Origin of the sequence: Leucobacter sp. M11 (genome assembly GCF_035726885.1) — a bacterium.
Classification (GTDB): Bacteria; Actinomycetota; Actinomycetes; order Actinomycetales; family Microbacteriaceae; genus JAPFRB01.
Genome location: NZ_JAPFRB010000001.1, coordinates 325,369 through 327,628, shown reverse-complemented (window position 1 = coordinate 327,628; position 2,260 = coordinate 325,369). Strand labels below are relative to the sequence as shown.

The window sequence follows — 2,260 nt, the reverse complement described above, 5'->3', positions numbered from 1 at the left end:
TCACCGGCACCCTCGACGAACTCCTCACCGCGGACCGCACCGCCGCCCACCGCGACGACTGGGTGCAGGCCACCCTCACCGACCCCGTCCGCCCCCTCGACGCCATGCGCCGCCTCCGCGAACGCTTCCCCCACTGCGCCCACCTCGAATACCGCCCCGAACACACCCCCGGAGCCGAACGACGCAGCTACGCCGAACGCGTCACCGCCAAAAGCGACCGCGACATCCTCGACGAATTCCTCCGCCACGTCCGAAACGAACACGGACCCGACCCCGCCGAACAACACCTCATCGACGACGTCCTCGCCGACGTCAACGCCGCCCGCCACCGGACGGAGCACCGCTAGTGCGCATCCACCGCATCGACATCGAAGGCTTCGGCCCCTTCCGCGAACGCCAAAGCATCGACATCGACGACGTCGCCGCCGACGGCCTCTTCCTCATCGCCGGCCCCACCGGTGCGGGAAAATCCAGCATCCTCGACGCCGTCAGCTTCGCCCTCTACGACGCCGTGCCCCGCTACGACGGCGACATCTCCCGCGTCCGCAGCGACCACAGCAAACCCGCCGAACCCAGCGAGGTCCGCCTCGAATTCAGCATGGGCGGAGACCGCTACCGAGTCACCCGCAGCCCCAAATACCTCCGGCCCGCCAAACGCGGCGGCGGCACCACCGAACAACCCAGCACCGCACAGCTCGAAGGCTGGACCGGAGCACACTGGCACGGCATCGCCGCGCGCCCCGTCGACGTCGCCGCGGCACTCGCCCCCATCCTCGTCCTCAGCAAAGACCAGTTCCAACAGGTCATCCTGCTCGCCCAAAACCGCTTCCAGCGCTTCCTGCACGCCAAAGACCAGGAACGCCAGGCCCTCCTCCGCACCCTGTTCCGCACCGAACGCTTCGAACACATCGAACAGGCCTTCGCCGAGCGCCGCCGCGCCCTCGCCGGAGAACACGAAAGACTCCTCGCCGACGGCGAGGCCCGCCGCGAACGCCTCGACGCCGCGCTCCACGAGGGCGAACGCCTCGCCGCGGCCAGCGCCCCGCGAGCCGAGACACCCACCGACGCACTCATTGACGCCGACGCAGCAGCCGACGGAACCACCGACCCCACCGCGGAACCCACGCCCGACCCCGCGAAACCTGACCCGCCCGTCGCACCCCCCGAAACCGAGGACGCCGCCATCACGCGAGCGCTCACCACCCTCACCCAACACGCAAGCGCCGCCCACGCGCTCGCCGCCGAGCGGGAACAGGCCGAGCGCGCCGCCGAGGCGGCCCTCAGCCGCGCCGAACACGCCGCCCGCGCGCAACACCGCCGCGACCGCGCCCTCGCCGAACACCGGGAACTCGACGCGGCCACCCCGCTCATCACCGCCGAGGAAGCCGCCCTCAGCGCCGCGGCCCAGGCAGAGGCGATCCGCCCCGCCCGGGAACGGTCCGCGCGAGCCGCCGCCGAACGAGCCGCCGCACAGACCCGACTCGACGCGGCGCTCGCCGCCCGGCACGCCGCAGCCATCGCGGCGAGCCCCGAGGACGCGCTGCTCACCGCCGAGGACACCTCCCAGGACCCCGAGGACACGAACGCGCCGCGCGTGCCGGACTCGGCGGACCTGGACGCGGAGGAGACACGGCTCAACGCCGAGATCGAGGCGCTGGCCGTCGCGGCCGCCGCCGAGCTCCGGCTGAGCGGGCACCGCGCGACCCGCGCCAAGCGCACGGCGGACGCGGACGAGCTCGACGCCGCGCTCGACGCCCTCCGCGCCGAACGCGAGCAGCTGCCCGCCCAGCTGGTCCGGCAGCGGGACGCCCTGAGCCAGAGCGAGCGCGAGGCCGCCGGGCTGCCCGCGGCCCGGCTGGCCCGCTCGGCCGCCGAGGCGGAACAGCGCGCGCGCCGGGAGGCCGCCGAGCACCGGGAGCGCCTGGCCGCGGCGCAGCGCCGCGTCGCCGAGGCCGCCCGCGAGGCCAGCCGGGCGGGCGCGGAGTTTTCTCGCCTCGTCACGGCCCGGCTCGACGGCTTCGCCGCCGAGCTGGCCGCGGACCTTGCCGAGGGGCACCCCTGCCCCGTGTGCGGCTCCGCGGAGCACCCCGCGCCCGCGCCGACGACGGCCGACCCGGTTGGTCAGGAACGCATCGACGAGGCGGACGCCCTTCGGCTCCGTCTCGACGCGGCGCTGACCCGGGAACGCGAGGCGGAGCAGGAGGCCCGCCTCGCCCTCGCCGACGCCGACGCGCGCTCGGGGGAGGGCGACGACGCCGCA

2 protein-coding genes are annotated in these 2,260 nt (G+C 74.6%); both read left to right on the top strand.

Features of this window, described 5'->3' with window-relative positions:
* Positions 1–347, top strand: a 347-nt coding sequence (locus tag OOT08_RS01610) for an exonuclease SbcCD subunit D C-terminal domain-containing protein (RefSeq protein ID WP_325090827.1), incomplete at its 5' end; no start/stop codon positions are given.
* Positions 347–2,260, top strand: a 1,914-nt coding sequence (locus OOT08_RS01605; RefSeq protein ID WP_325090826.1) for an AAA family ATPase, incomplete at its 3' end; no start/stop codon positions are given. The genes OOT08_RS01610 and OOT08_RS01605, both read left to right, overlap by 1 nt.